Origin of the sequence: Caballeronia hypogeia (assembly GCF_001544875.2) — a bacterium.
Lineage (GTDB): Bacteria > Pseudomonadota > Gammaproteobacteria > Burkholderiales > Burkholderiaceae > Caballeronia > Caballeronia hypogeia.
In genome coordinates this window covers 66,853-89,085 of the sequence record NZ_FCOA02000018.1, presented here as the reverse complement: position 1 = coordinate 89,085, position 22,233 = coordinate 66,853, and the positions used below count along the sequence as shown (strand labels likewise).

Sequence of the window (22,233 nt, the reverse complement as noted above, 5' to 3'; positions counted from 1 at the left end):
GGCGTTCAGGTCGTCGTTGCGCGGTCGATCAGCTTGAAGCGCGCACGCTTTTGCGCGCGTACGACGGCCTGATATGCGTCGAGGTACTGCCGCGCCATGCGGTGCGAGGTGAAGCGCTCCTCGAAGCGCTTGCGCACGCGTTCGCGCGGCAGCGTGTGCAGGCGGTTCACCGCGGCCACCGCGCCGATTTCATCCTCGACGATGAATCCCGACACGCCCTCGTCCACCACTTCGGGCACCGCGCCGCGGTTGAACGCGATGACCGGCGTGCCGCAGGCCATCGCCTCGATCATGACGAGGCCGAACGGCTCCGGCCAGTCGATCGGAAACACGAGCGCATGCGCACCGGAGAGGAACTCCGCCTTCTGGCTGTCGTTGATCTCGCCGATATATTCGACGTAAGGCAACTCCAGCAGCGGCGCGATCTCGCGCTCGAAGTATTCGTGATCGGCGGCGTCGACCTTGGCGGCGATCTTGATCGGCAAACCGCAGCGCCCCGCGATGCGAATCGCCGTATCGACGCGCTTTTCCGGCGAAATGCGGCCGAGAAACGCCAGATATTTCTGCTCCACCGGCTGCGGCACGTAGAGTTTCTCAGGCAGGCCGTGATACACCGTGGTGACCCATTTGGCCTGCGGCAGCGGATGACGCTGTGCATCGGAAATCGAAACGACGGGCGCGGTGTTGAACGTATCGAATACCGGCTGCTGTTCGGGCAGATCGAGCCGCCCGTGCAAGGTCGTGAGGAACGGCGTTTCCTGACGCTTGAAGAGCGAGAACGAGTAGTAGTCCATGTGGAAATGGAGGACGTCGAACTCCTCCGCGCGACGCCGCACCAGTTCCATCAGCAGCATGTGCGGCGCGATGCGGTCGCGGATCGACACGTCGAGCCGCAGCGCGCGCGGCCACACGGCCTCCAGGTTGGCCGTGGTCTGCGAATCGCCGGTTGCGAATAGCGTCACGTCCTGGCCGAGTTCGACGAGCGCCTCGGTGAGGTACGACACGACGCGCTCAGTGCCGCCGTAGAGCTTCGGCGGGACCGATTCCGTCAGCGGGGCAATCTGGGCAATTCTCATCGTTCTCGTCTCCATGCGGATATCGACATGCGGCGGGGACTTCTCGCGCGAAGGCGCGGCGCGTATCGAGGGCTGCGTCCGAGTATGACAGCCGGCCGTAAGCCCGGACAACGAGGTTTGCCCTTACGCGTTTGACCTTCTGGCGCGACTCAGCCTGCCGTGCGCGGCGCGGCCAGCCAGCACGATGTCCGCATTATCGGGGCGGCGCGGGCCACCACACGCGTTTCTTGCACTTTCATCGCTCTGTTACAGGGCCGAAACAATCGTTTCCCGGCGCCGTTACGCCTCGCGGTCGCCGCGCAGATCCGCGAGAAAGTCGTCGCGCCACACGCCCAGATCGTGCTTGCGCAGCGCCGCCATGTTGGTCGCGTAACGCTCCTTCCGCTCGGCGAGCGGCATCGCGAGCGCGCGCCCGATGGCGTCGCTGGTGCCGACGATATCGTGCGGATTGACCATGACCGCGCCGGTCATCTCGTCGGCCGCGCCGGCGAATTGCGACAGCACGAGCACGCCCGGATCGTCCGGATTCTGCGCGGCGACGTATTCCTTCGCGACGAGATTCATGCCGTCGCGCAACGGCGTGACGAGGCCGATCTGCGATTCGCGAAACAGCGACATCAGCTTCCACCGGTCGTAACGCTGGTTCAGATAGCGGATCGGCGTGTAGTCGAGACCGGAGTAGCGGCCGTTGATGCGCCCTGCTTCGTATTCCAGGTTCTGGCGGATCTGCTGATACGTTTCGACATCGGAGCGCGTCGGCGGCGCGATCTGCACGAGCGTGACGTTGCCGCGCCACTCCGGCGATTTTTCGAGGAAATGCTCGAACGCGCGAAAACGCTCGACCAGCCCTTTCGAGTAATCGAGCCGGTCCACGCTCATGATGAGCTTGCGGCCTTCGAGACTCTGTTTCAGATCCATCACGTCCTGACGCGCTTCGCCGCGCTCGGCCTGCTCGGCGATTTCGTCGGGGAACACGCCGATCCGGTACACGTTCGTCCGGAGCTTGCGTCCGAACGCCTCGACGTGACCATCGGGCGTCGCGGTGCCATGCGCATGGCGGATGATGTAATCGTGGAACGCGGTCCGGTCGCCTTCGGTCTGAAAGCCGACGACGTCGTAGCAGCACAACGATTTCACCAGTTCTTCGTGCGGCGGAATGTTCAACAGAATCTGCGGCGACGGAAACGGAATGTGGAGAAAGAAGCCGATGCGATTGGTGATGCCCGCCGAACGCAACGCCTCGGCGAACGGAATCATGTGGTAATCGTGCACCCAGATGATGTCGTCCGGCTCCAGCAGCTTGATGAGCTTGTGCGCGAGCCAAGCGTTCACCCGCCGGTAGCCGGCATATTCGTCGCGATCGTAGACCGCCAGATCGTTGCGATAGTGAAAGACCGGCCACAGCATCGCGTTGGAAAAGCCGCGGTAATACTGGTCGTAGTCCTTCTTCGGCAGACCGACGGTCGCGAAGGTCACCGCGCCGTCCTGTTCGAGCTTCGGCCCCTGATTCGCCACGGTTTCGCTCACCACGTCCCCGCTCCAGCCGAACCAGACGCCGCCGCTGTCCTTCAGCGCCCCGAAGACCCCGACGGCGAGCCCGCCCGCGGAGCCCTTGGTTTCGGTCGGCGTGGCGACCCGGTTGGATACGACGACGAGACGAGTCATGTGTTCCTTTTCCTCTTCGAACTTTATATTTTCAGGATAGCCCGAAATTTTCGACCGGAAACCGCCGCAGGGGTTTCCTTCGCGTCCGTCACCCCTTCGAGCCCGGCGAGGGAGCCGTCGACGCCGCCGCGTGCGCGCGCGGGTCCGGCCCGCTCGGTTCGCCGCGGCTCGCGACCGGATCGGCGGCCGTATTCGCGGTGCTCGCGGCCTGCGGCGCGCCCGAACGTTCGAGCGACGGCGCGAAATCGACGTGATGGTGGTCCTTGTCCGTCGACAGGTCCGCCCGCGCGCGCGGCAGATATTGCGGATACGCCGCCTGCACGAAATTCACGAGCCCTTCGCGCACGCGGCAACGCAAATCCCAGTTGAGCGCCGAATCGAAGGAGCTGACGAGCACGCGCAACTGCATCGCGCGATCCGTGGCGTCGGTGACTTGCAGCACCTGCACGCGGCCGTCCCACTCCGGCGCGTGCGCGAGGATCCGCTCGAGTTCCTCACGCAACGGCGCGATCGGCATGCGGTAATCGACGTAGAGGAACACCGTGCCGATGATCTGCGAGCTGTTGCGCGTCCAGTTCGTGAACGGATTCTCGATGAACCACTGCAACGGCACGATCAGCCTGCGCTGGTCCCAGATGCGGATCGACACATACGTGCCGGTGATTTCCTCGACGCGCCCCCATTCGCCCTGAATCACCACGACGTCGTCGAGGCGGATCGGCTGCGACAGCGCGATCTGCAAGCCCGCGATCAGGTTGCCGAGCACCGGCCGCGCCGCGATACCGGCGACGAGCCCGGCGACGCCCGCCGAGGCCAGCAGGCTTGCGCCGATCTGGCGCACGCTCGGAAACGCCATCAGCGCGGCGCCGAAGCCGATGATCACGATCACGACCATCACCGAGCGCGCGAGCACGCGGGCCTGCGTGTGGATGCGGCGCGCGTTGAGATTGTCGTCGGTGTCGAGCGGATGCGCCTGCACGATCGCCTCGCCCACCGCACCCGCCGAGCGCGCCGCGAGGAAGGTGAGCGCGACGATCAGCGCGACGGTTTCGACATCGCGCAGCACGCCGATGAACGGCAGCGTGTCGGGCGCCTCGAAGATCATGAAACCGATCCCGAGGATGATGAGGAGAATCAGCGCGGGCGTGTCGATGTAGCGCAGCACGACGCTCATCAGCGGATACGGCCGCGCGATACGTGTCAGAATGCGCGCGCCGATGCGATGCACGCCGACCGCGAACAGTACTGCGATGACGGCGACCACGAACGCGCCCGGCCAGGTGCCGAGCGGCCGTTCGGCCAGGTCCAGGAAGTGATCGAGTGAAAGCATGAGCGTCGCGGGATCAGCCTCGTGAGTGAATGCGCCGAGGTGGATACGGCGGTCGCATCCATCGATGCGTGATGCTGCGCTGGTGGCGGCGGCAATTGCCGTCCGGGCGCGGTCATCGCGCTTGCCGCGTCAGCAAGCGCAAAGCCCGGGAGCACGGAGCGCCCGGGCGCAAAGCGACGCGTTCAGCGTTCCGCCTTGCAGGGAAACGCCTTGCCGAGGCCGAGCGAGACCATCGTGGTCGCGTTGAATTCGGCCTTGTCGGGATTGTTGGCGATGTACTTGCGCACCGCGTCCGTGAGCTGCTGCGGTTTCACGTCCGCCGGCAGGCAGAAGTACTGGCCGACCTGCGGCCCCGAGGTTCCGCCGATCGCCTCGATCGTGTTGTAGATGCCGTCTGCCGCGCCTTCGATATAGGCCGCGCAGGCGGTACGCGAGTTGGTGTCCGTTTTGGTGCAGAGCTTGTTCAGATCGTTGCCGGTGAACGCGAACGCGCATACGGGCGTTGCGAGTGCACAGGCGATGACGAATTCCCGCAGCATGATCTTCCTTTTCTGTTGGGCGGCGGCTTGGTTGAAGCGCGGGGTCGGGGCGTGCGGCGGTCGCGCTCTACCGCCGGCGCCCCTCGCCTGAAAACCGCGCTGCGCTATTTTGCACCGTTTGAGCCGCTTTGCGCAGCGCCGCCGCCTTGTGAGCCTTGTGGCGCCGAACCTTGCGGCATCGAATCCAGACGCGCCTTCAGACCTTCGGCGACATCCTTCTCGTTGTACTTCTGCGCGAAATCCACCGCCGTCATGCCGATCTGATTCTTGATCCGCAGGTCCGCGCCTTCGTCGAGCAGCAGCTTGCAGGTGGAAAGATGGCCGCCGCGCGCCGCCATCATGAGCGGCGTCGTGCCGTTGGGCGAGCCGGCGTCGATATAGGCCGAATGGTCGATCAGGATCTTTACGATATCGTCGTGGCCGTTGGTCGCCGCGTAATGCAGCGGCGTCCAGCCCTTCTTGTTCACTTCGGCGTCCTTGGCGATCAGCAGATTCACGAAGGTGGCGTCGCCGTTGAGCGCGGCGAGCATCATCGCGTTTTCTCCGGCCGGGTCGAGCTTTTCGAGGTCGGTCTTCGGGTTGTCGGCGAGCAACTGGCCGACCTTGTCGGACTTCTCGCGCGCGGCGATCACGAGGATCGGCGTGCCCGTGTTGTCGATCGTGTTCGGATCAGCGCCCTGCGCGAGCTGCTTCTTGACCGCCGAAACGTCGTCGAACTTGACCGCCTTGATAAGCGAGTCCACCGAAGCGGCCCAGACCGGCTGCGCGATCGCGCATGCGGCGAGCAGTGCCCCGGCGACCAGACGGCGCACCGTCGAGCCCTTCGCGTTCGCGGCGGAAACGTTTGGCGCGCTTGCCAGTGAGAAAGTGGAAATCATCGACGAATTGTTCATGTTTGCCCTTCGGATTGCCTTGAAACGGGTTTCGTGCGCGCGGTCCGGCCGCCCTCAGACAGGCCGCGCGATCTTGAAGAGCCGGAAGAAGTTGTCGGTGGTCGCCTGTGCGACGGCTTCCTCCGGCTGCTCGCGCAACTGCGCGATGAAACGTCCGACATAGCTCACGTATGCAGGTTCATTCGGCTTGCCGCGATACGGCACCGGCGCGAGATACGGTGAATCGGTTTCGATCAGCAGGCGCTCGATCGGCACGCGCCGCGCGACCTCCTGCACATCTTTCGCATTCTTGAACGTGACGATGCCCGACAGCGAAATATGAAAGTCCTGCGCGAGCGCCCGTTCAGCGACGTCCCACGGCTCGGTGAAGCAATGCATCACGCCGCCCGGCACGCCCGCGCGCTCTTCCTCCATGATGCGCAGCGTGTCGTCCGCCGACGAGCGCGTATGAATGATGAGCGGCTTGCCCGTCTCGTGCGCGGCGCGGATATGCGTGCGAAAACGTTCGCGCTGCCATTCCATGTCGGCGATGCTGCGCCCTTCCAGCCGATAATAGTCGAGCCCGGTCTCGCCGATCGCGCAGACTTTCGGATGCTTCGCCAGTTCGACGAGATCGGCCACGCTCGGCTCCTTCGCGTCCTCGTGATCGGGATGCACGCCTACCGATGCGTACACGTTCTCGTGCTGCTCGGCGATCGCGAGCACGGAAGGCAGCGTTTCCAGATCGACCGAGACGCACAGCGCGTGCGTGACCGAATGCGAGCGCATCTTGTCGAGCACGTCGGGGAGACGGTCGGCCAGGCCTTCGAAGTTGATGTGGCAGTGTGAATCGACGAACATCCGGTGCTCCCTAATGCGTTTGCTGCTGTTCGGCCCGCTGCGCGTCGCGCGCGGTGAAGACGCCGCGATACGCGATGAACAGCTCCTCGAACACGAGGCGCGCGTTGAGCGGATGATTTTCCACCGCGCGCTGCCGCGTGACGGTTTTCATGTAGCGCGCGAGCGCGGCCGAATCGGCGCTCTGCGCGCAACGGGCGAGCGCTTTGGCCGCTCCCGGGAAATAGCGCGGACGGCCCGCCGTTCGCTGCGCGAGCAGATCGTAGAGCCAGCGCTGCAGCCAGCCGAGCACGAGCGGCACGGGCAGTTTCTGCAGATTCTCGCCGCAGGCGAAGGCGTCGCAGTTCGGGCCGGCGGCGAGTTGCGCGAGCGTGAAATCGCGCAACGCGCGGTTCTCGTCGTTCGCCAGTGCAAGCGCCGCAAGCGGCGCGCCACCGGCCTGAGCGAGCAGTCCGGCGGGATCGTCGACCCCTTGCACAGCGAGCCATGCGCCCGCTTCCTTCGGTTGCGGCACGCCCATCGGCCACTGGCGGCAGCGGCTGATGATGGTCGGCAACAGCCGGTCCACGCGCGCCGAAACCAGCAGGAAAACGACGCTCGCGGGCGGCTCCTCCAGCGTTTTCAGCAGTGCGTTCGACGCCGCGACGTTCAGCGCTTCGGCCGGATAGATCAGCACCACGCGCTTGCCGCCCCGGTGAGAACCGAGCGCGCAAAAATCGAGCAGCGCCCGTACCTGCTCGATCTTGATCTCTTTGCTGGGAGCGCGCGATTTCTTGCCTTCGTCGCCGTCGGATTTGTCGGCGGCGGCATCCGTGGAATCGGCACCGATCGCGAGCCCGGCTAGCGCCTCGGGCAGCACCGCGCGGTAATCGGGATGATTGCCCTGGGAAAACCACAGGCACGCCGGACAGTTGCCGCACGGCTCGCCATTGGCGGCGGGCGTTTCGCACAGCAGACCTTGCGCGAGATGCTGCGCGAACTGGAGCTTGCCGATGCCGGCTTCTCCGTACAGCAACAGCGCATGCGGCCAGTGCGCGCGCAATTGCTGGAGACGCTGCCAGTCGTCGGTTTGCCAAGGATAAATCATCTAAATATTATTTGAATCAAAGGGTTGCGATCGCTTCTTCGAGTTTTACGCGAATTTCGTCGATGGGCCGGGTCGAATCGACAATGAAGAAGCGCTGCGGCGACTCCGCCGCGCGACGGAGATATTCGTGGCGCGTGCGCTCGAAGAACGACTCGGACTCGCTCTCGAACTTGTCCGGCGCGCGCGCGGCCGAGCGGCGTTCGCTCGCCGTGTCGGTCGGCACGTCGAACAGCACGGTCAGATCCGGCTGAAAACCGCCCTGCACCCAGCGCTCCAGCGCTTCCAGCTTGTCGCGCGGCAAACCGCGCCCGCCGCCCTGATACGCGAACGTGGCGTCCGAAAAGCGGTCCGACAGCACCCAGTCGCCGCGTGCCAGCGCCGGCTCGATCACCTGCGCGAGATGCTCGCGGCGCGCGGCGAACATCAGCAAGGCCTCGGTTTCGAGGTCCATCGGCTGATTCAGCAGGATGCCGCGCAGCGTCTCGCCGAGCGGCGTGCCGCCGGGCTCGCGCGTCATGACCACCGCGCGCGCGTGGCTCGTGAGCTTGTCCTGCAGACGGGTCCGGAACCAGTCGAGATGCGTGGTCTTGCCCGCGCCGTCGATGCCTTCGAACGTGATGAACTTGCCGCGCGCCATTCATTGACCCCGGATGTATTTGTCGACGGCCTTGTTGTGGTCGCCCAGATTGTCGGAAAAGATGCTGCTGCCGTCGCCGCGCGACACGAAATACAGCGCGTTGCTCGCGGCGGGATTCAGCGTGGCGTTCAGCGCGGCCACGCCGGGCAGCGCGATCGGAGTCGGCGGGAGGCCCATGCGCGTATAGGTATTGTACGGAGTGTCGGTCTGCAGGTCCTTTTTCTTCAGCTTGCCGCCGTACGCGGGACCCAGGCCGTAGATCACGCTCGGATCGGTTTGTAGCGGCATGCCGATGCGCAGCCGGTTCGCGAACACCGCCGCGACCAGCGGCCGGTCCTGCGCGCGCCCCGTTTCCTTCTCGACGATCGAGGCCATCACGAGCGCCTCGTAAGGCGTCTTGTAGGGCAGGTTCTGCGCGCGCGTATTCCAGGCTTCGGTCAGGCGCGCCTGCATCGTGCGATAGGCGCGCTTGTATACGGCGAGATCGCTCGTGCCTTTATCGAAGAGATAGGTGTCGGGGAAGAACAGGCCTTCGGCGGAGGCCTTGTCTACTTCGGGCGCGCCGATCGCCCGCAGCAGATCGATGTCGGTCATGCCGACGGTGTCGTGCCTCAGCGCCGGATTGCTGTCCAGCTCGTTGCGCATTTTCGCGAGCGTCCACCCTTCGATGACCGTCGCGACATATTCGTTCACGTCGCCGCGCGCGATCTTCTCCAGCACTTCGTAAGGCGTGACACCGGTCTTGAACGCGTAATTGCCGGACTTGAGCTGCGCCGAGAGCCCGAGCGCGCGCGTCATCAGCACGAAAAGCTCCGGTTCGACCGGCACGCCGCCGCGGTTCAACTGGGCGCTCACGCTGCGCAGGCTGCTGTGCGGCTTGATGGTGACGTCGAGCTCGGGCGTCGCGAGTTCGAGCGGCCGGTTGGCCCACCACCAGACGCCGCCGGCGACGGCCGCCGCGAGCGTCGCGGCGAGCATGGCCGCCACGACGCATTTCTTGAAGAGGGACATGAAAACACGCTAGGAATAAGACCAATATAATAACTTGCCCGGCCAGGCCCCGGTCAGAATGACCGGCGGGAGGCCGACAGGATTGACCGCTCTCCACGACATGAATTCCCAGATGACAACGCTCGCCGCTTCCGACTTCGATACCGTCAAAACCGCCGGCGCGTACATGCCGCTCACGCAATTCGGGGTGATCGACGTCAGGGGCGAGGACGCCGCCGCCTTCCTGCACAATCAGATCACCAACGACGTCCAGCATCTCGACGCCTCCACGGCGCGCCTAGCGGGCTACTGCTCGCCGAAAGGCCGTCTGCTCGGCTCGTTCCTGATGTGGCGCACGGCCGACGCGGTGCGCCTGCTGATCGCGCGGGACGTGCAGGCCGCCGTGCAAAAGCGCCTGTCGATGTTCGTGCTGCGCTCGAAGGCGAAACTCACCGACGCGACGCCCGAAATCGCGGCCGTGGGCTTCGCCGGCGACGTGCGCGCGGCGCTGTCCGGCATCTTCGATGCGCTGCCCGACGGCGTCCACGTGAAGGTCGAAGGCCCGCATGGCGCGCTGATCCGCGTGCCGGACGCGGCGCATCGGCCGCGCTTTCTGTGGGTCGGACCGAAAGCCGATGTCGAGGCGCAGCTCGCGAGACTCGACGAAAAACTCAAACGCCTGCCCGAGCAGATGTGGGACTGGCTCGACATCCACGCGGGCGAGCCGCGCATCACGCACGCGACGGTCGAGCAGTTCGTCCCGCAGATGGTGAACTTCGACGTGCTCGGCGCGGTGAACTTCAAGAAAGGCTGCTATCCGGGACAGGAGATCGTCGCGCGCAGCCAGTATCGCGGCACGATCAAGCGGCGCACGGCGCTCGCGCACGTCGAAACCGCCGCGCCCGGCGCCGAGCTGTTTCATTCGGGCGATCCCGGCCAGCCGTGCGGGCTCGTCGTCAACGTGGCGCCCGCGCAAGGCGGCGGCGTGGACTGTCTCGTCGAGATCAAGCTCGCCGCGCTCGATGACGGCTCGGTGCACGTCGGCGCAGCCGATGGTCCCGCGCTGACCTTCGTGCCGCTGCCGTATGCCTTCCCGGCCGACGCCTGAACGCGAGCGACCATGTGCCTGATCGTCTTCGACTGGCAGCCCGACGCCACGCCGCACACCGGCCGCGCACTGCTCACGCTTTCCGCCAATCGCGATGAGTTCTTCCGCCGCGATGCGGAGCCGATGCACTGGTGGACCGACGCGCCCGGCGTTCTGGCGGGCCGCGATCTGACGGGCGGCGGCACCTGGCTCGGGGTATCGCGCGACGGCCGCTTCGCCGCGCTGACGAACTATCGCGCGCCGGCCGAAGTGCGTCCGGATGCGCCGACGCGCGGCACGCTCGTGAGCGCGTTTCTTGGCGGCGAACGCAGCGCGCCGCTCGACTATCTCGAACGCGTCGCGGCCGAAGGACATCGCTACAACGGTTTCAATCTGCTGTGCGGGGATTTCACGCGCCGCGAACTCGGCTGGTACGGCAATCGCGCCGACGCGCCGCCGGCCCTGCTGGACGCCGGCGTGCATGGCTTGTCGAACAGTCTTCTGAATACGCCGTGGCCGAAGCTCGTCGCGCAACGCGAGGCGCTGTGCGACCTGATTCACGCCGACGAACGCCCCTCGCTCGATGTACTGATCGAGACCTTGCGCGATCCGCGCATCGCGAATGACGAGCATTTGCCTTCTACGGGCCTCTCGATCGAGCGCGAGCGCGTGCTGTCCGCGGCGTTCATCGAAACGCCGGAGTATGGGACGCGCAGCACGACCGCGCTGCGCGTGAAGCCCGGTGCGCGTGGGTTATCGCTTGAAATCAGGGAACGCAGCGACGATGACGGCTCGCATCGGATCGTGCGGCCGGGAGCGTTCCAGCGGGGATTTGCGTTCGAGATCGAAAGCTGAGGGCGTTATGCGAACGCCGCGCGCAACGCCCTCACCGCGTCCGCGTGCGCCTCGGCCACTTCCGGCACGAAGCCGCCCATCTTGAAGAACTCGTGGACCATGCCTTCATAGCGCATGAGCGTGACCGGCACGCCCGCGTCTTCCAGTTTGGCGGCGAACGCGATGTCCTCGTCGTAGAGCGGGTCGTGATCCGCCGCCGCGATCCACGCTGGCGCCACGCCCTTATAGTCCGGCACGCCGCCCGCCGCGTCGAGCGGGGCGAAACGCCAGTCGTCGCGATCGCGCTCGTCGCGCAGATACTGCTCGAAGAACCATTGAATGGTCTCGCCCGACAGCAGATAACCCTCCGCGAGCCGCGCATGCGACGCGCTCTTCTGCCACGCGCTCGTGCCCGGATAGATCAGCAATTGCAACCGCAAGTCGATGCCCGAATCGCGCGCGAGCACCGCGCACGCGATTGCGAGCGTGCCGCCCGCGCTGTCGCCGCCGATCGCCAGGCGCGCCGGATCGAGCCCATAGGTCGGCGCTTCGCGCGCGAGCCATTGCAGCGCGTCGAACGCATCGTTGATCGCGACGGGAAACCGGTGCTCCGGCGCGAGCCGGTAATCGACGGAGACGACCGCGCAACCCGCATCGTGCGCGAGCTTGCGGCACAGCGCGTCATGCGTCGACACGCTGCCGACCGTGAAGCCGCCGCCATGCAGATACAGCAACGCGGGCATCGGTTCGGCCCAGCTCGGCTCGGCGGGCTGATACACGCGCACGCCGATGGTCTCGCCATCGCGCGCCGGAATGCGCACGTCCTCGACGCCGAACATCGGCAGCGGCGCGATATCGAGAATCTGCGCGCTCATTTCGTAAGCGGCGCGCGCCTGCTGCGGCGTGAGCGTGTGAAACGGCGGGCGATTGGCGCGCGCAACCATCTCCAGAATTTGCGCGATCTTGGGATTGAGCGGCATCGGCGGAAAAAGCGTCAAAGGGACACGATGATGCCACGAACCGCGCGCCCCGCTAACGCGGGCGCTTCAGCGACATCGGATCGGTGGGGCTGCGCAGTTGGGCGATATCGTCGAGCCGCAATTGCACCGACGGCATGATGGCCGGATGCGTGATGACGTAGAAGCGTCCTTCGCGCACCGCGTCGAACGTCAGTTCGGCGACCTCGCGCGCCGAAAGCTTGCCGCCTTCAACAGCCCTCGTCAGTTGCCGGGCCGCGAGCTTCTGCGAAGCCGACAGCGGCGCTTCGTTGGCGAGCGTGCCGGGCCGCGCGCGCTCGGCATCCGCGATGCCGGTCGGCACGAACGCCGGACAGAGCAGCGACACGCCGATCGTCGACGCGCCCGCGAGCCGGAGGTCGTTATATAGCGTCTCGGTCAGCGCGACGACCGCGTGCTTCGACGCGTTGTAGACGCCCATCGCCGGCGCGGCGAGCAGCCCCGCCACCGACGCGGTATTGACGATATGCGCCGGCTCGCGCTGTTCGAGCATGATCGGCACGAACGCGCGCAGGCCGTGGGCGACGCCCATCACGTTCACGCCGAAGACCCATTGCCAGTCGTTCGCGCTGTTCTCCCAGACGAAGCCGCCCGCGCCGACACCCGCGTTGTTGAAAAGCAGATGCACACCGCCGAAGGCATCGAGCGCGGCGCGTGCGAGTGCGTCGACCTGAACGTGATCCGATACATCCGTCGTCACGCCGATCGCATCGCAGCCCTGCGCGCGCACTGCATCGACGGTTGTGGCGAGCGCGGCGGCGTCGAGATCGGCGAGCACGAGCTTCGTGCCGAGCGCCGCGCCCTTCAGCGCGAATTCACGGCCGAAGCCGCTGCCCGCGCCGGTGATGACGGCGACCTTCCCTTCGAAGCGATCCACGTATTGGTCTTCCTAGATGAGCTTCACGAGCTGCTTGCCGAAGTTCTTCCCGTGCAACATGCCGAGCAACGCCTCGGGCGCGCTCTCCAGACCTTCCGCGATGCTCTCGCGAAAATGAAGTTGCCCGGCCGCGATACGCTCGCCGAGTTCCTTGAGCGCCTGCGGCCAGACATCGAGATGCTCGTAGACGATGAAACCCTGCAGCTTGAGCCGCTGCGTGAGGATGAACCGGGGCGCGTCCATCGGCTGCGGATTGCCGTCGTAGCCCGAAATCATGCCGCACACCGCGATGCGCCCGAACGCGTTCATGCGCGCGAGCACCGCATTGAGCACTTCGCCGCCCACATTCTCGAAATAACCGTCGATACCCTTCGGCGCCGCGGCCTTCAAATCTTCGCGCAGCTTGCCCGCCTTGTAGTCGACGCACGCATCGAAGCCGAGCGTCTCGACGACATAGCGGCACTTGTCCGCGCCGCCCGCGATGCCCACGACGCGGCAGCCCGCCGCCTTCGCCAGTTGCCCGACGACGCTGCCCACCGCGCCGCTCGCCGCCGACACGACGACCGTCTCGCCCGCCTTCGGCTCGATGATGCAGTTGAGCCCGTACCACGCGGTTACGCCCGGCATGCCGACTGCGCCGAGATACGCGGAAATCGGCACGCGCGAGGTGTCGATCTTGTTGAGGCTTTTGCCGTCAGACGTGCCGTATTCCTGCCAGCCGAGCATGCCGACCACGCTGTCGCCCGCCTTGAACGCTGCATTGCGCGATTCGCTGACGACGCCCACGGTGCCGCCGATCATCACTTCGTTCAGCGGCTGCGGCGGAGCGTACGACTTGGCGTCGTCCATGCGGCCGCGCATGTACGGGTCGAGCGACAGATAGTGATTGCGTACCCGCACTTCACCTTCGGCGAGCGGCTCGAGCGGCGTTTCGACCAGCTTGAAGTTGGATGCGGTCGCCTCGCCTTGCGGGCGTGAGACGAGCAAAATCTGGCGATTGATCTGTGCGTCTGCCATGCGGATTCTCCTTCGCTTCGGTATGCGGGTTCAGGCGTCGCTGGGTCCCGGCGTCGCCTGCGGATCGGAACGCATTTTCTGCCGGACGATGTCGCGCCCGACCGCGAGCCGCTTCATGTACTTGAACGTGCCGAGCGCCTTGGCGACGAAATGCCCTTCGCTGTCGCGGATCTCGCCTTCGCAATACGCCATCGTGGTCGAGCGATGCAGTACGCGGCCGTAGCCGCGCAACTCGCCGCGTCCCGGCTGCATGAAATTGACTTTCATCTCGACGGTGACGACGCCGATGCCATCGCCCGCGACGCTGCGCGCGGCCATCGCCAGCGCGGCGTCGAGCAGCGTCATGGTAACGCCGCCGTGCGCGATGCCCCAGGTGTTCAGATGCGCGTCGGAAAGCGGCATGAGGACTTCGCTTTCGCCGTCGACGGCCTTGACGAGCTGCACGCCGAGCATGTCGATAAACGGACTTTCGAGAGTGTTCGACATCGCGCTCACACTTCGTAATCGACGCATTGACGTTCTTCGCGAACCGCCGCGACGAAGTCCTTCAGCGCCAGATGCTTCGGGTGGACCTGATACGCGTCGAGCGCCGAGCGGTCGTCGAAATCGGAGACCAGCACGACGTCATATGTGCAGTCGTAACCGGGCTGCGCGGTGCCGACCTCGAAATGCCCTTGTCCCTTCACGATGCTGCGGCAGGTCTCGAGCTTCGCCTTGAGCTTCTGCGCGTTTTCCGCGCGGCTCGCGCCCTCGGCGTTTTCCTTCAGCTTCCACATGACGATGTGACGTAGCACGGCGACTCCTGACTTTCGTTTCGGTGAAGCTGGAAGCGTATCAAAAAAGCATCCGGCGTTATCCGTCACACGATTTCGAACAGCCCCGCCGCGCCCTGCCCGCCGCCGATGCACATGGTCACCACGACGAATTTCGCGCCGCGCCGCTTGCCTTCGATGAGCGCATGTCCCGCGAGCCGCGCGCCCGACACGCCGTACGGATGCCCGACCGCGATCGCGCCGCCGTTCACGTTCAGGCGCTCGTCGGGAATGCCGAGCCGGTCGCGGCAATAGAGCACCTGCACGGCGAACGCCTCGTTCAGCTCCCAGAGATCGACGTCCTCGACCGACAGGCCTGCGCGCGCAAGCAGCTTCGGCACCGCGAACACCGGGCCGATGCCCATTTCATCCGGCTCGCAGCCCGCGACCGCAAAACCGCGAAAGATGCCGAGCGGCTGCAGCCCTTCCTTCTCCGCGAGCGTCGCGTTCATCACGACGCAGGCCGAAGCGCCATCGGAGAACTGGCTCGCGTTACCGGCCGTGATGACGCCGCCCGGCAGCGCCGTGCGAATCTTCGACACGCCTTCGAGCGTCGTGTCGGCTCGGATGCCTTCGTCGGCGGAGAGCGTCACTTCCTGCGTGAAGAGGCGTCCGCTCGCCTTGTCGGCCATGCCCGCGAGCACGGTGATCGGCACGATTTCGGCGTCGAAGCGGCCGGCGGCCTGCGCCGCGGCCGCGCGCTGCTGCGAGCGCGCGCCGTATTCGTCCTGCCGCTCCTTCGATATCTCGTAGCGCTTCGCGACGTTCTCCGCGGTCTGCAGCATCGACCAGTAGATTTCGGGCTTGTGCTGCGCGAGCCAGCCTTCGGTCAGCATGTGGCGGTTCATCTCGTTCTGCACGCACGAGATGGATTCGACGCCGCCCGCGACGAACACATCGCCCTCGCCCGAGATCACGCGCTGGGCCGCGAGCGCGATGGTCTGCAGGCCCGAAGAGCAGAAGCGGTTCACCGTCATGCCCGGCACGGAAACGGGCAGTCCCGCGCGCAACGCGATCTGCCGCGCGATGTTCGCGCCCGTTGCGCCTTCCGGATTCGCGCAGCCCATGATGACGTCCTCGACGCGCGCCGGATCGATGCCCGCGCGCTCGACCACGGCCTTCGTCACGTGGCCGCCGAGCGTCGCGCCGTGCGTCATGTTGAGCGCGCCGCGCCACGATTTGGCGAGCGCGGTGCGCGCCGTCGATACGATCACTGCATCGGTCATGCTGTCTCCTTGATGTCGTTGGCGCGAACGCGTGCGACGCCGGCGGCGCTCATCTCTTCCCACGCGCGCCCGAGCGAGCCGTTCAGATCGATCGCGCGGCAGGCGTCTTCGATCACGCTCACCTCGAAGCCCGCCGCGCGGGCATCGAGCGCCGACCACGCGACGCAATAGTCGGTCGCCAGACCCGCGATCCAGACGTGCTTCGCGCCGACATCCCGCAGGTAGCCTGCGAGACCCGTGGGCGTCGCGCGATCCGCTTCGAGAAACGCGGAGTAACTGTCGACGTGCCCGTGATGCCCCTTGCGGACCACGAGCCGCGCATGCGGCACATGCAGATCGCGATGCAGCGCCGCGCCCGGCGTGTCCTGCACGCAGTGCACCGGCCACAGCACCTGCTCGCCGTAGGGCAGCGTCATCATCTCGAACGGCTCCCGGCCGGCGTGATTCGCCGCGAACGACACATGCGAGCGCGGATGCCAGTCCTGCGTCAGCACGACATGCGAGAACGCGCGCGCAAGGCGGTTGATGACCGGCACGACTTCGTCGCCGTTCGCGACCGCAAGCGCGCCGCCCGGCATGAAGTCGTATTGAACGTCCACCACGAGAAGTACATCTTCGACGGGTTTCATCTTGGGCAAGGGATCGTTACGCATTGAAGCGTCCGTCGGCGGCGGCGAGCCGGGTCACGCGCGCCGCGGGCTCCCACGCTTCGCCGTTGGCCTGCTTCGCGTACTTGCGCATCGTGCGCTCGACGTTATAGAGGCCGACGGTGTCCGCATAGAGCATCGGTCCGCCGCGCCAGAGCGGAAAGCCGTAGCCGGTCAGATAGACCATGTCGATGTCCGACGCCTTCGCGGCGATGCCTTCCTCGAGAATCTTCGCGCCTTCGTTCACGAGCGACAGCACGAGCCGCTCGACGATTTCCTCGTCGCCGATCCGGCGCCGCTCGATGTTCTGCTCCTTCGAATACGCGACGATCAAGTCGTCGACCAGCTTCGAGGGTTGCGCGTCGCGCTTGCCGCTTTGGTAGTCGTACCAGCCCGAGCCGGTTTTTTGCCCGAAGCGGCCCAGCTCGCACAGGCGGTCGGCCACGCGCGAATAGTGCAGCTCCGGCTGCTCCTGATAGCGGCGTTTGCGAATCGCCCAGCCGATGTCGTTGCCCGCGAGATCGCTCATGCGAAACGGGCCCATGGCGAAGCCGAACTGCTCGATCGCGCGATCGATCTGCGCGGGCAGCGCGCCTTCCTCCAGCATGAAGAGCGCCTGACGAATGTATTGCTCGATCATGCGATTGCCGATGAAGCCGTCGCACACGCCCGACACCACGGCGGTCTTCTTGATCTTCTTCGCGAGCTGCATGACGGTCGCGAGCACGCCCTTGTCCGTGTGGCTGCCGCGCACGACTTCGAGCAGCTTCATCACGTTCGCGGGGCTGAAGAAGTGCATGCCGATCACGTCGCCGGGACGCTGCGTGAACGACGCGATGCGATCGAGATCGAGCGTCGAGGTGTTCGATGCGAGGATCGCGCCGGGCTTCGCGATCGCGTCGAGCTTGCGGAACACCTGCTCCTTCACGCCCAGTTCCTCGAACACGGCTTCGATGATCAGATCCGCGTGGGCGAGATCGTCGTAGGCGAGCGTCGGATGGATGAGCGCCATACGCGCTTCGACCTTGTCCTGCGTGAGCCTGCCTTTCCGGACCTGCGCCTCGTAGTTGCCACGGATCGTGGCCAGGCCGCGATCGAGCGCGTCCTGCTTCGTCTCCAGCAGCACGACGGGCAGACCCGCATTGAGAAAGTTCATCGCGATGCCGCCGCCCATCGTGCCCGCGCCGATCACGCCAATGCGCTCGACCTTTCTGACGGGCGTGCCGGAGCTCACATCGGCGATCTTGCTCGCGGCGCGCTCGCCGAAGAAGGCATGTCGCAAGGCGCGGCTCTCGGGCGTCTGCACGAGAGCAAGAAAGCATTCGCGCTCGAACGCGAGACCGCGCTCGAAGCCTTCCGTCACGCCCTTCTCGATCGCGTCGATGCACTTGTGCGGCGCCGGGAAATGTTTCGCGACAGCGGCGACGCTATTGCGCGCGAACTGAATGAAGCCCTGGGCGTTCGGATGTTCGATCTTGCGATCGCGTACTTTCGGATGCGCGCCGCCGCGGTCGGCGGCCTGCTTCGCGAAGGACAGCGCGGCGTTCAGCAGATCGCCTTCCGTGAGCTCGTCGAACAGCGCGGTTTGCGCGAGTTTCTCCGACGGCACGGGCGTGCCCGTCACGATCATGTTGAGCGCGGTCTCGAGGCCGACCACGCGCGGCAGCCGCTGCGTGCCGCCTGCGCCGGGCAACAGGCCGAGCTTCACTTCCGGCAGTGCGATCTGCGCGCCGGGCCCGGCGACGCGGTAATGCGCGCCGAGCGCGAGCTCCAGACCGCCGCCCATCGCCACTGCGTGAATCGCCGCGACGACCGGTTTCGTGCTGCCTTCCAGCACCTTGATGACGGTGCCGAGCGTCGGTTCCTGCGTGGCTTTCGGCGTATTGAATTCGGTGATGTCGGCACCGCCCGAGAACGCGCGGCCGGCGCCGATGATGACGATCGCGCGCACGATCGCGTCGTCATTGGCGCGCCCTATGCCTTCGACGATGCCCAGGCGCGTTGCATGGCCGAGCCCGTTGACGGGCGGATTGTCGAGCGTCAAGACGGCGACGCCGTCGCGGATCGCGTAGTCCACTGCCATGAAGATGTCTCCTGTCGATCGGAACTATCTGAATTATGGAGGGTGATCGGTGCAGGATACACAAAAAAGAACGATCGTTCAAATGTGAATTTTTTGCGTAAGGCGTGCATGCAAAAACGCCCCGGCGCTGCGCGCGGCCGGGGCGTTTCAGGATCGGAAGAATGGCTTACGTCGTGCTTTCCGCCGCGCCAGGCAGCACGTAATCGCGATACTGCTCGCGCAGCCGCACCTTTTGCAGCTTGCCGGTCGCGGTGTGCGGCAGGTCTTCGGCGAACACGACATCATCCGGAATCCACCACTTCGCGACCTTGCCTTCGAAATGCGCGAGCAGTTCCTCGCGTGAAAGCGTCGCGCCAGGCTTGAGCACCGCGACGATCAGCGGCCGCTCGGTCCACTTCGGATGCGAACACGCGATGCACGCCGCCTCCGCTACCTGCGGATGCGACACCGCGATGTTCTCCAGATCGATCGAGCTGATCCACTCGCCGCCGGACTTGATCACGTCCTTGCTGCGGTCTGTGATCTGCATGAAGCCGTCTCGATCGATGGTCGCGACATCGCCCGTCGGAAACCAGCCGTCGATCAGCGGCGATTCGTCACGACGGAAATACCGGTCGATGACCCACGGGCCGCGCACATGCAGATCGCCGAAGGATTTCCCGTCCCACGGCAGTTCGCGGCCGTCGTCGCCGACCACTTTCATATCGACGCCGAAGAGCGCGTGGCCCTGCTTCTCCAGCGAGTGGCGCTGCTCCTCGAGCGGACGCTGCTTCTGCCGATAGTTCAGCCGCGACAGCGTGCCGAGCGGCGACATTTCCGTCATGCCCCACGCGTGGATCACCTGCACGCCGTACTCTTCCTCGAAAACGCGCAGCATTGCGGGCGGGCACGCGCTGCCGCCGATCACCGTTCGCTTCAGGCTCGAGAAGCGCGCGTTCTGCTGCTTCATGTGCGTGAGCAGGCTCATCCAGACGGTCGGCACGCCCGCCGAATAGGTGACGCCCTCGGCTTCCATCAATTCGTAGAGCGACTTGCCGTCGAGGTCCTTGCCGGGCAACACGAGCTTCGCGCCGACCAGCGGCGCCGCGTGCGGAATGCCCCACGCGTTGACATGGAACATCGGCACGACGGGCAGGATCGCATCGCCCGACGACGCGCCCATCGCATCGGGCAGCGCCGCGGCGTACGCGTGCAGCACCGTCGAACGATTCGAGTACAGCGCGCCCTTCGGATTGCCGGTCGTGCCCGACGTGTAGCAGAGGAACGAAGCCTGGCGCTCGTCGAGCATCGGCCAGTCGAAGTCGCCGTCGTGCTCCGCGATGAGACTCTCGTAGCCCATTACCGGCACGCTCATGCCGGAGAGATGCTCCGCGATGCACGCGGCGTCGCCAAGGGCGATCCAGCCTTTCACGCCCGGACACTGCGGCGCGATGATCTCGACCAGCGGGCCGAAGGTCATGTCGAAGCAGACGTATTCGTCGTCCGCATGATCGATGATGAACGCGATCTGATCGGGAAAGAGCCGCGGGTTGATCGTGTGGCACACCGCGCCCATGCCGGACACGCCGTAATAGCACTCCAGATGCCGGTAACCGTTCCACGCGAGCGTGCCGACGCGCTCGCCCTGCTGCACGCCGAGCGCGATGAGCGCCTGGGCGAGCTGCTTCGCGCGCTTCTCGCAATCGCGCCAGGTATAACGATGGATATCGCCTTCGATGCGGCGCGACACGATCTCGGTGTCGCCGAAGTGGCGTGAGGCATGGGACAAGAGGGACGACGCGAGCAGCGGTATTTCCATCATCTGGCCGTGGAGCGGCGACGTCATAGGCGAAGTCCTTTGATGATGAGTCGAATGTCTGGTTGGCTTGACCGCCCCGCTGACAGCCCGGCTCCTGCAGGCCCGCGGGCGCGGAATTACAATATCGTTTAACTCAGAGGCGCTCAATATGTCGTTTTCCCCAAGCAATGCCGTGCGCGCGGCACGCGACGAAACGCCCGCCAGCGCGCATTCCATGAGCGAAATCGCCAGTGCGATCAAGGTCGGCGAGCCCGGTTCCTTCGCCGCGCTCGGCACCGCTTTCCTGACTCGTCTGCCGGCGGCTCCGGTTCCCGATCCGTATTTCATCGCCTTGTCGAACGAGATGGCCGAGACGCTCGGTTTCGATCCCGATGTCGTAACGGGCGCGGAGAAGAACGAATTCGCCGCGTACTTCGCGGGCAATCCCACGCGCGACTGGCCCGCCGGTTCCCTGCCCTACGCCGCCGTGTATTCCGGCCATCAGTTCGGCGTGTGGGCCGGACAGCTGGGCGATGGCCGCGCGCTCACGCTGGGCGAAGTCGAGCACGACGGCGCGCGCCTCGAAGTGCAGCTGAAGGGCGCGGGCCGCACGCCCTATTCGCGCATGGGCGACGGCCGCGCCGTGTTGCGCTCGTCGATCCGCGAATTCCTGTGCTCGGAGGCGATGCATCATCTCGGCATTCCGACGACGCGCGCGCTCGCCGTCATCGGCTCGGATCTGCCGGTGCGGCGCGAGACCATCGAAACGGCGGCCATCGTCACGCGCGTGTCGCCGAGCTTCGTGCGCTTCGGGCACTTCGAGCATTTCTATTCCAACGACCGCATCGACGAATTGCGTGCGCTCGCCGATCACGTCATCGACCGTTCCTATCCGCATTGCCGGGAAGCGGATGATCCGTATCTCGCGCTGCTCGACGAAGCCGTGCGCACGACCGCGGACCTGATGGCGCGGTGGCAAGGCGTCGGCTTCTGCCACGGCGTGATGAACACCGACAACATGTCGATTCTCGGCCTCACGATCGACTACGGCCCGTTCGGTTTCATGGACGCGTTCAATGCGCATCACATCTGCAATCACTCGGACACGCAGGGGCGCTATTCGTACAGCCGCCAGCCGCAGGTCGGGTACTGGAATCTTTTCTGTCTCGCGCAGGCGCTCGTGCCGCTGTTCGGCGCGAACCTGCCGGAAGAAGGCCGCGCCGAGCGCGTGGTCGAAGCAGCGCAGAAGGTGCTGGAGCGCTACAAGGATCGCTTCGGGCCGGCGCTCGTCGCGACGATGCGTGCGAAGCTCGGCCTCGAAACCGAACGCGAAGGCGACGACAAGCTCGCCAACGGCCTGTTCGAAATCATGCATGCGAATCGCACGGACTTCACGCTCACGTTCCGCAACCTGTCGAAGCTCGCAAAAGCCGATTCGAGCCAGGATGCGCCCGTGCGCGACCTGTTTCTCGACCGCGCCGCGTTCGACGCGTGGGCCGCGCAATATCGCGAGCGCCTCGCCCACGAACCGCGCGACGACGCCGCGCGCGCGGCGGCGATGAATCGCGTGAATCCGAAATACGTGCTGCGCAATCATCTGGCGGAACAGGCGATCCGCCGCGCGAGCGAGAAAGACTTTTCGGAAGTGGCGCGTCTGCTGGACGTGCTGCGCCGCCCCTACGACGAGCAACCGGAGAACGAGGCTTACGCCGGCCTGCCGCCCGACTGGGCGAGCGGCCTGGAGGTGAGTTGTTCTTCGTAGCGGCGCCCCCATATACGTGGCCTTCCCGGCCAGAACCAAGG

The 22,233-nt window shown here is 65.6% G+C and carries 21 protein-coding genes; 3 read left to right on the top strand and 18 right to left on the bottom strand.

Annotated features, from left to right (window positions below):
- Nucleotides 1–5: 5 nt before the first annotated feature.
- From AWB79_RS23925 to mltG, 9 genes are all read right to left on the bottom strand, one after another.
- Nucleotides 6–1,076 (bottom strand): glycosyltransferase family 4 protein, encoded by a 1,071-nt coding sequence (locus AWB79_RS23925; protein WP_061169967.1) that lies wholly within the window; start codon nt 1,074–1,076, stop codon nt 6–8.
- 279 nt (nt 1,077–1,355) lie between these two features.
- Nucleotides 1,356–2,741 carry an alpha,alpha-trehalose-phosphate synthase (UDP-forming) gene (gene otsA / locus AWB79_RS23920; protein WP_061169912.1) on the bottom strand — a complete coding sequence of 462 codons (1,386 nt, stop codon included), beginning with the start codon at nt 2,739–2,741 and terminating at the stop codon, nt 1,356–1,358.
- An 88-nt stretch (nt 2,742–2,829) separates the two neighbouring features.
- Nucleotides 2,830–4,071, bottom strand: a complete 1,242-nt coding sequence (locus tag AWB79_RS23915; RefSeq protein ID WP_061169911.1) for a mechanosensitive ion channel family protein — start codon at nt 4,069–4,071, stop codon at nt 2,830–2,832.
- A gap of 182 nt (nt 4,072–4,253) precedes the next feature.
- Nucleotides 4,254–4,610, bottom strand: a complete 357-nt coding sequence (locus AWB79_RS23910; protein ID WP_061169910.1) for a Rap1a/Tai family immunity protein — start codon at nt 4,608–4,610, stop codon at nt 4,254–4,256.
- A gap of 104 nt (nt 4,611–4,714) precedes the next feature.
- On the bottom strand, nt 4,715–5,488 hold the full coding sequence (locus tag AWB79_RS23905; protein WP_061169966.1) for an ankyrin repeat domain-containing protein: 774 nt from the start codon (nt 5,486–5,488) through the stop codon (nt 4,715–4,717).
- Nucleotides 5,489–5,557: 69 nt separating this feature from the next.
- Nucleotides 5,558–6,343: a TatD family hydrolase gene (locus tag AWB79_RS23900; protein WP_061169909.1), complete on the bottom strand. Its 786-nt coding sequence runs from the start codon at nt 6,341–6,343 to the stop codon at nt 5,558–5,560.
- A gap of 10 nt (nt 6,344–6,353) precedes the next feature.
- A complete protein-coding gene (locus tag AWB79_RS23895; RefSeq protein WP_061169908.1) occupies nt 6,354–7,427 on the bottom strand; it encodes a DNA polymerase III subunit delta' in 1,074 nt (357 codons plus the stop codon).
- A gap of 16 nt (nt 7,428–7,443) precedes the next feature.
- The gene (gene tmk, locus AWB79_RS23890) at nt 7,444–8,064 is read right to left on the bottom strand and encodes a dTMP kinase (protein WP_061169907.1); all 621 of its coding nucleotides are present in this window, start codon (nt 8,062–8,064) and stop codon (nt 7,444–7,446) included.
- Nucleotides 8,065–9,075, bottom strand: coding sequence for an endolytic transglycosylase MltG (gene mltG, locus AWB79_RS23885; RefSeq protein ID WP_061169906.1), 1,011 nt, complete (start codon nt 9,073–9,075; stop codon nt 8,065–8,067).
- A 100-nt stretch (nt 9,076–9,175) separates the two neighbouring features.
- On the opposite strand from mltG, the gene ygfZ reads away from it, so the two are divergent.
- Together ygfZ and AWB79_RS23875 are read left to right on the top strand one after the other, a co-directional pair.
- A complete protein-coding gene (ygfZ, locus tag AWB79_RS23880) occupies nt 9,176–10,162 on the top strand; it encodes a CAF17-like 4Fe-4S cluster assembly/insertion protein YgfZ (RefSeq protein WP_061169905.1) in 987 nt (328 codons plus the stop codon).
- Between the two features lie 12 nt (nt 10,163–10,174).
- Entirely contained in the window at nt 10,175–10,996 is an 822-nt protein-coding gene (locus tag AWB79_RS23875) for an NRDE family protein (RefSeq protein ID WP_061169904.1), read from the top strand.
- A gap of 5 nt (nt 10,997–11,001) precedes the next feature.
- Here the strand turns inward: AWB79_RS23875 and AWB79_RS23870 are convergent, their stop codons facing one another.
- The 9 genes from AWB79_RS23870 to AWB79_RS23830 form a co-directional block, all read right to left on the bottom strand.
- Nucleotides 11,002–11,955, bottom strand: a complete 954-nt coding sequence (locus AWB79_RS23870; RefSeq protein ID WP_061169965.1) for an alpha/beta hydrolase — start codon at nt 11,953–11,955, stop codon at nt 11,002–11,004.
- 52 nt (nt 11,956–12,007) lie between these two features.
- Complete coding sequence (locus AWB79_RS23865) at nt 12,008–12,868, bottom strand: SDR family oxidoreductase (RefSeq protein WP_061169903.1); 861 nt, start codon at nt 12,866–12,868, stop codon at nt 12,008–12,010.
- 12 nt (nt 12,869–12,880) lie between these two features.
- Complete coding sequence (locus AWB79_RS23860; RefSeq protein ID WP_061169902.1) at nt 12,881–13,885, bottom strand: NADP-dependent oxidoreductase; 1,005 nt, start codon at nt 13,883–13,885, stop codon at nt 12,881–12,883.
- A 30-nt stretch (nt 13,886–13,915) separates the two neighbouring features.
- Nucleotides 13,916–14,371: a PaaI family thioesterase gene (locus tag AWB79_RS23855; RefSeq protein WP_096031603.1), complete on the bottom strand. Its 456-nt coding sequence runs from the start codon at nt 14,369–14,371 to the stop codon at nt 13,916–13,918.
- Nucleotides 14,372–14,376: 5 nt separating this feature from the next.
- Complete coding sequence (locus AWB79_RS23850) at nt 14,377–14,679, bottom strand: Dabb family protein (protein WP_061169900.1); 303 nt, start codon at nt 14,677–14,679, stop codon at nt 14,377–14,379.
- A 65-nt stretch (nt 14,680–14,744) separates the two neighbouring features.
- Nucleotides 14,745–15,923: an acetyl-CoA C-acyltransferase gene (locus AWB79_RS23845; RefSeq protein ID WP_061169899.1), complete on the bottom strand. Its 1,179-nt coding sequence runs from the start codon at nt 15,921–15,923 to the stop codon at nt 14,745–14,747.
- Complete coding sequence (gene pncA, locus AWB79_RS23840) at nt 15,920–16,552, bottom strand: bifunctional nicotinamidase/pyrazinamidase (RefSeq protein ID WP_061169898.1); 633 nt, start codon at nt 16,550–16,552, stop codon at nt 15,920–15,922. The genes AWB79_RS23845 and pncA overlap by 4 nt, the downstream gene beginning before the upstream one ends.
- Nucleotides 16,553–16,568: 16 nt before the next feature.
- Complete coding sequence (locus tag AWB79_RS23835) at nt 16,569–18,653, bottom strand: 3-hydroxyacyl-CoA dehydrogenase NAD-binding domain-containing protein (RefSeq protein WP_061169897.1); 2,085 nt, start codon at nt 18,651–18,653, stop codon at nt 16,569–16,571.
- A 166-nt stretch (nt 18,654–18,819) separates the two neighbouring features.
- A complete protein-coding gene (locus tag AWB79_RS23830) occupies nt 18,820–20,478 on the bottom strand; it encodes a 3-(methylthio)propionyl-CoA ligase (RefSeq protein WP_061169896.1) in 1,659 nt (552 codons plus the stop codon).
- 121 nt (nt 20,479–20,599) lie between these two features.
- On the opposite strand from AWB79_RS23830, the gene AWB79_RS23825 reads away from it, so the two are divergent.
- Nucleotides 20,600–22,192 (top strand): protein adenylyltransferase SelO, encoded by a 1,593-nt coding sequence (locus AWB79_RS23825; RefSeq protein WP_061169895.1) that lies wholly within the window; start codon nt 20,600–20,602, stop codon nt 22,190–22,192.
- Nucleotides 22,193–22,233: the final 41 nt, after the last annotated feature.